Raw genomic sequence first — 5,189 nt, forward strand, 5'->3', positions numbered from 1 at the left:
GGCCATGTGCCTGCGCATTGCATCGCCAAACTGGGCGACGGCATGCCGGCATTCGGTATCGTGGCGGCGGTGATGGGCGTGGTGCACACCATGGAATCGGTGGGCATTCCGCCATCCGAGCTGGGGATGCTGATCGCGCATGCGCTGGTCGGTACCTTCCTCGGTATTCTGCTGGCATACGGCTTTGTCGGTCCGCTGGCCAGCCTGCTGGAGCAGAAGCTGGAAGAGTCCACCAAGATGTTCCAGTGCGTGAAGGTCACGCTGCTGGCCAGCCTGAACGGTTACGCCCCGGCCCTGGCCGTGGAATTCGGCCGCAAGGTGCTGTACTCGACCGAGCGCCCGAGCTTCGCCGAACTGGAAGACCATATCAAGAAATCGAAGTCGAAGTAATGATGGACACGAGGAATCGCCATGGCTGAAGAGGGACTGCGGCCAATCATCGTCAAGCGCGTCAAGAAGAATGGCGGCGGTCACCATGGCGGCGCCTGGAAGATCGCGTACGCCGACTTCGTGACCGCGATGATGGCTTTCTTCCTGTTGATGTGGCTGCTTGGTTCGACCACCAAGGGCGACCTGAACGGGATCTCGGAATATTTCAAGACGCCGCTCAAGGTCGCCATGGAAGGCGGCACCGGTAGCGGCGACTCGTCGTCCGTCATCAAGGGCGGCGGCAATGACCTGAGCCGCAGCCAGGGCCAGGTGCGCGCTACCGACGAACCGTCCGTCAAGAAGACCTTCAACCTGTCGGCCGCCAAGGCCGCGCTCGAAGCGGAAGAGAAGAACCGCCTGGAACAGCTGCGCCAGCGTATCGAGCTGACCATCGACTCCAGCCTGGCCTTGCAGAAATTCAAGAACCAGCTGCTGCTCGATTTCACCAGCGAAGGCTTGCGCATCCAGATCGTGGACGAAAAGAACCGTCCGATGTTTGCCTTGTCCAAGGCCGACTTGCAGCCTTATACCCGCGAAATCCTGGAAGCCATCGCGCCGGTGCTGAACGAAGTGCCGAACAAGATCGGCCTGTCCGGCCACACCGACTCGACGCCGTATTTCACCGAAACGGGGTACAGTAACTGGGAACTCTCCGCCGACCGGGCCAATGCCTCGCGCCGTACTCTGGTGCAAGGCGGCCTGGCCGACAACAAGATCCTGCGTGTGGTCGGCCTGGCAGGGGCCGCACCGCTGGACCGCGTCGATCCGTTCAATCCGATCAACCGCCGCATCAGCATCATTGTGATGAACAAGAAGACGGAAGAGAACGTATTGCGTGACGGTGGCCAGATGAATGTCGGGACCGACACCGAGGCCACGCGCGAAGCGCTAAGCAAGACGGCGCCAGCCGCAGCACCAGCACCTGCTGCAGCGGCGCCGGCAAAGAAATAAGCAGAGCCCTGCCTAACACCTGAGACTGTCATGACGAGAAAAAAGATCCTGGGCTCCCATGTGAAGCGCCTGTTGTCCGGCGTATCGGACCACGGCAAGCGCCATTTGACTGAAGTCGAAACCGACCTGCTGCAGACCAATCTGCTGCTGGAAGAAGCGATCGACAAGCTGACGCGCAATTTCATGGCCATCCACGACGCCGTCAATGCCCAGCAAACGACCATCCAGATGCTGCTGGACGGCGGCAATCCGACCCCCGAGCAAAAGGAAAAGCTGCAGGCCATGAACGAGCAGGTCAGCAGCTATGTGAATGCGGCGATCACCAGCATGCAGTTCCAGGACATGACCAGCCAGTTGATCGACCGTACCCTGAAGCGCGTGACCGGCCTGCGCGAATTCCTCGGCACGCTGGGCACCCATGGCGCCGAAGTGATGCCCGACAGCGGCAGCGACGAAATTGTGGACCTGCTCGGCAAGGTCAGCATGGCGCTCGCCATCCAGAGCCTGGAGCTGCGCAGCGTGCTGCGTAAAGCGGTCAGCCAGAAGCATCTGGAAAGCGGCGACATCGAACTGTTCTGAAAATATACCTACCAAAGAGAGATCAAAAGATGGCTAAAACAATTCTTGCAGTCGACGATTCCTCCTCGCTGCGCCAGATGGTGGCGTTCAGCCTGAAAGCCGCCGGTTACCAGGTGGTGGAGGCGGTCGATGGACAGGAYGGCCTGGAAAAGGCCAAGCTGCAAACCGTGGACCTGGTGCTGACCGACCAGAACATGCCGCGCATGGACGGCCTGCAGCTGATCAAGCTGCTGCGCGAACAGCCGGCCTACGCCAAGGTCCCTATCCTGATGCTGACCACCGAATCGTCCGATGAGATGAAAGCCAAGGGCCGCGCTGCCGGCGCCAACGGCTGGCTGGTCAAGCCTTTCGACCCGCAACGTCTGATTGAGGTAGTGAAGAAGGTCATCGGCTAAGGGGCTGCCATGTGCTTAGTAATTGATGGAGTCGCGCCATGACCATCGATATTAGCCAGTTCTACCAGGTCTTCTTCGACGAGGCCGAGGAGCTGCTGGCGGAAATGGAGCGGCTGCTGCTGGCGGTGGACGTCGACTCGCCGGGCGAAGAGGATCTGAACGCGATCTTCCGCACGGCGCACTCCGTCAAGGGTGGCGCATCCACCTTCGGCGTGAGCGATATGAGCGAAGTCACGCACGTGCTGGAGACGCTGCTCGACCGTATTCGCAAGGGCGAAATGGCGCTCACGTCGACCCACGTGGATGCCTTCCTCGCCGCCAAAGATATTCTGAAGATGCAGCTGGACGGCCACCGTCTGGGTTCCGCCGTGGACCAGGAAGCGGTGGGCGACGTGCGCATGATGCTGCAGGAGCTGGCGCAGGACGTGCACATTGCCGCCATGGCGCCTGTCGCGCCGGCCTTCAACACGCAGGAAACCGAAGTGGTGGACCACACCGGCGGCCGCCGTTACCGGCTCGAGCTGCCGAAGATGGTGCACCGTGAAGTGGAAGCGCTGGCGGCCGAACTGGGCTTGCTGGGCAAGGTCGAACTGTCGCCGCTGGACGCCGAGCGCCACGCGATGGTGGTCACCACCCACGAAAGCCTGGACGACATCATCGCCATCTGCTCCTTCGTCATCGACGCGGACCAGATGAAGGTCACCGAACTGCCTGCATTGACGCCAACGCAGGAAGCACGCGAAAGCGGCGAGCGTGCGCGCAAGGAAGCGGAACAGGGCTACGGCTTCTTCGATCCGCTCACCCCAGGCGCTGCCGGCGCCGAGGGAGGCGCGGCGCAGGGCGAGCAAGGCAAGGGCTATGGTTTCTTCCAGCCGCTGGACGAAATCCGCGCCAACGCGTCGGCCRCCGTGGACGACGCGCAGGGCTATGGCTTCTTCCAGCCGCTGGACCAGATCCGCGCCGCCGCAGGCATCAAGGATGCGCCGCAGCAGGTGGAGCAAAAGCTCAGCGAAGAACAGGAACGCAAGGCGGCACGCAAGGAAGCCGAGAAGGCGGCCCATGTACCGAGCGCCGAATCGTCCTCGATTCGCGTGTCCGTCGAAAAGGTGGATCAGCTGATCAACCTGGTCGGCGAACTGGTGATCACGCAAGCGATGATCGAACAGCGCGCCGGCACGCTGGACCCGATGGTGCACGAGCGCCTGCTGAACGGCATCTCCCAGCTGACCCGCAACACGCGCGACCTGCAGGAAGCCGTGATGTCGATCCGCATGATGCCGATGGACTTCGTGTTCTCGCGCTTCCCGCGCATGGTGCGCGACCTGGCCGCAAAGCTGGGCAAGAAGGTGGACTTCATCACCRGCGGCGCCGCGACGGAACTGGACAAGGGCCTGATCGAACGCATCGTCGATCCGCTGACCCACCTGGTGCGCAACAGTATCGACCATGGCATCGAAATGCCGGAAGTGCGCCGCGCCGCCGGCAAGACCGACGCGGGACGCCTGTTCCTGTCGGCTTCCCACCAGGGCGGCAATATCGTCATCGAAGTATCGGACGATGGCGGCGGCCTGAATCGCGAGAAGATCCTCGCCAAGGCCAGGCAGAACGGTCTGCCGCTTAACGACAATATGAGCGATGCCGATGTCTGGCAGCTGATCTTCGCGCCGGGTTTCTCGACCGCCGATCAGGTGACGGACGTTTCCGGCCGCGGCGTGGGCATGGACGTGGTGAAGCGCAATATCACGGCCATGGGCGGTACGGTGGACATCCGTTCGGCCAAGGGCTTCGGCACCACCATTTCGATTTCGCTGCCGCTGACGCTGGCGATCCTGGATGGCATGACGATCCGCAGCGGCGACGAGATCTACATCCTGCCGCTCGGCTTCGTGATCGAATCGCTGCAGCCGGCGCCGGAAGATGTGAAGGAAATCAGCGGCAAGGGCAGGGTGGTGAAAGTGCGCGGCGAATACCTGCCGCTCATTCCCCTGTACCAGATCTTCGATATCGTGCCGCGCTTTACCGATCCGTGCCAGGGCATCCTGGTGATTGTTGAAACTGAAGGCAAGAAAGCCTGCCTGTTCGTGGATGAACTGGTGGGGCAGCAACAGGTTGTGGTCAAGAACCTTGAATCCAATTACCGCAAGGTTGCGGGCATTTCGGGCGCCACCATTCTGGGTGACGGCGGTGTGTCCTTGATTCTGGATGTGGCGGCGCTGATCCGCTCTTCGCGCCAACTGGTCGATGAATCGATATTTTCGTAAAGGACGAATACCATGACTGACGCAAACAACGCTGGAGCCGACATCGCCGGCCGCGAGTTCCTGGCCTTCAAACTGGGCTCCGAGGAATATGGCATCGACATCCTGAAAGTGCAGGAAATCCGCGGCTACGAAGCYGTGACCCGTATTGCCAACGCCCCTGAATTCATCAAGGGCGTCATCAATCTGCGCGGCATCATCATTCCGGTGGTGGACATGCGCATCAAATTCAAGCTGGGCGAGCCGGTGTACGACCAATTCACCGTAGTCATCATCCTCAACATCAACGGCCGCGTGGTAGGCATGGTGGTCGATTCGGTGTCGGACGTGACGACGCTTACCCCGGAACAGGTCAAGCCCGCACCCGAAATGGGCACGGCCTTCAGCACCGAGTACATGATCGGTCTCGGTACCATCGATGAGCGTATGCTTATCCTGGTGGACATCGACCGCCTGATGTCCAGCCCAGAAATGGGCCTGATCGACAAGATCGCCGCTTAACCCGCAGGCGACCGACCCGACTCCGCCAAAAGAGCGGGGCGGGCACCACTTAACGAACGGGAGATAACTATGAATG

6 protein-coding genes are annotated in these 5,189 nt (G+C 61.2%); all 6 read left to right on the plus strand.

The annotated features are described in order from the left end of the window. A partial coding sequence (locus AB4Z11_RS22145) for a MotA/TolQ/ExbB proton channel family protein (protein ID WP_442027704.1) occupies positions 1-390 on the plus strand: 390 nt, incomplete at its 5' end. 21 nt (positions 391-411) lie between these two features. Further along, positions 412-1,380, plus strand: a complete 969-nt coding sequence (gene motB / locus AB4Z11_RS22150; protein WP_442027706.1) for a flagellar motor protein MotB — start codon at positions 412-414, stop codon at positions 1,378-1,380. A 30-nt stretch (positions 1,381-1,410) separates the two neighbouring features. Next, on the plus strand, positions 1,411-1,959 hold the full coding sequence (locus tag AB4Z11_RS22155) for a chemotaxis protein (RefSeq protein ID WP_442027708.1): 549 nt from the start codon (positions 1,411-1,413) through the stop codon (positions 1,957-1,959). Between the two features lie 29 nt (positions 1,960-1,988). Continuing rightward, positions 1,989-2,354, plus strand: coding sequence for a response regulator (locus tag AB4Z11_RS22160; protein ID WP_028104148.1), 366 nt, complete (start codon positions 1,989-1,991; stop codon positions 2,352-2,354). Between the two features lie 38 nt (positions 2,355-2,392). Next, positions 2,393-4,615 carry a chemotaxis protein CheA gene (gene cheA, locus AB4Z11_RS22165; RefSeq protein WP_442027710.1) on the plus strand — a complete coding sequence of 741 codons (2,223 nt, stop codon included), beginning with the start codon at positions 2,393-2,395 and terminating at the stop codon, positions 4,613-4,615. A 12-nt stretch (positions 4,616-4,627) separates the two neighbouring features. Further along, complete coding sequence (locus AB4Z11_RS22170; RefSeq protein WP_442027711.1) at positions 4,628-5,113, plus strand: chemotaxis protein CheW; 486 nt, start codon at positions 4,628-4,630, stop codon at positions 5,111-5,113. Positions 5,114-5,189 lie beyond the last annotated feature (76 nt).

It is taken from the genome of Pseudoduganella sp. RAF53_2 (assembly GCF_052113985.1).
In the GTDB taxonomy this organism is placed as follows: domain Bacteria; phylum Pseudomonadota; class Gammaproteobacteria; order Burkholderiales; family Burkholderiaceae_D; genus Rugamonas.

Excerpts from the sequence above, each read along its gene's own strand:
- motB (WP_442027706.1), top strand. The coding sequence starts at position 412 with ATGGCTGAAGAGGGACTGCGGCCAATCATCGTCAAGCGCGTCAAGAAG.
- AB4Z11_RS22155 (WP_442027708.1), top strand. The coding sequence starts at position 1,411 with ATGACGAGAAAAAAGATCCTGGGCTCCCATGTGAAGCGCCTGTTGTCC.